The sequence below is a fragment of the Paenibacillus sp. CMM36 genome (assembly GCF_053570945.1).
This window is the reverse complement of sequence record NZ_JBSEDY010000062.1, coordinates 1-1210: the sequence shown is the minus strand read 5'-3', so window position 1 is coordinate 1210 and position 1210 is coordinate 1. Positions and strand designations below refer to the sequence as shown.

The 1210-nt window shown below is 52.7% G+C and carries 1 protein-coding gene; it reads right to left on the bottom strand.

The window, feature by feature from the left end; genetic code table 11:
- The coding region (locus tag ACWA2B_RS27840) for an AMP-binding protein (protein ID WP_449292877.1) at positions 1–1210 on the bottom strand (1210 nt) is incomplete at both ends.

Here is a 1210-nt window from a genome sequence, read left to right as displayed (position 1 = left end):
GACACCGGCCAGATGGACGTTGCAACTGAGTTTTCAGTTGGACCGTAGCCGTTGTAGTACGCCACTTGATCCTTCCACTTGTATACCAGTTCGGTGGAAGATGCTGAACCCGCAGTGAACAGAATACACAGGTGTGGCATCCGCTCTGGCTCCAGATACACCGCATAGGTCGGCGGCAAAGCGGCCACCGTAATCCGGTGATTCGCCATATATTGCTCAAACCGCTCGTAGTTCAAAATCGTCTCTGTCGTTGGCACATATAACGTGGCTCCGCAGAACAGCGCTTGGAAGATTTCCCAGCAAGCCGCATCAAACGAATAGCTAGCGAACAGCAACGCATGATCCGACGTGCGGATTCGAAGCGTCTGATCAAAATACGTTTTCAGATTGCACAGCCCGTGATGCTCCAGCATAACGCCCTTCGGCTGCCCTGTTGTACCCGATGTATAAATCACATACGCCAAATCATCTGGACCGGACCACGGCTCCAGGTTGGAACCATCCTCGTGATACACCGTTTGCGTTCCATCCAGCACCAGCACTTGGCCATCGATAACTGCTTTGTCCACCAGATGACTTTGTGTCAACAGTAGCTTCGCACCCGAGTCGTCCAGCATATAGCGGATACGCTCTTCCGGGTAGGTTGGATCGATGGGGACATATGCGCCTCCGGCTTTTAAAATCCCGAAGATGCCCACGATCATATCCACCGACCGCTCGGTCATCAGACCCACCAAACGATCTTTCGTCACGCCTTGACTGCGCAAGGTACGAGCCAGGCGATTGGCGCGTTCATTCAGCTCGCGATAAGTCAGCGTTTCTCCTTCAAAGAACAAGGCTGTCTGCTCCGGTGTCTGCGCCGTTTGCGTCTCGAACAAGCCATGGATCGTTTGCTCGCTTGCATAGGTTGCTGCTGTATTCCCCCAAACCTTAACGATTTGCTCACGCTCCTGCGCGGTTATCATATCCAGTTCATGTACACGGATGTTCGGATTCGCAGTTACCTGCTCCAGCAATTGCACCAGATGACCTCGAATTTGTTCTACACTTTCCCGTTCAAAGGCCAGAGCATTATAGCCAAAACTCATGTGAATGGTGTTCCCCGGCAGCACCACCAGGTTAAAGTCATAGTTGGTCTGCTCGACGGACTCGGCTCCGGTGATCGTGAAGCTGGACGCCTCACCGCTACCTAATTGCTCGATTTGTTCCT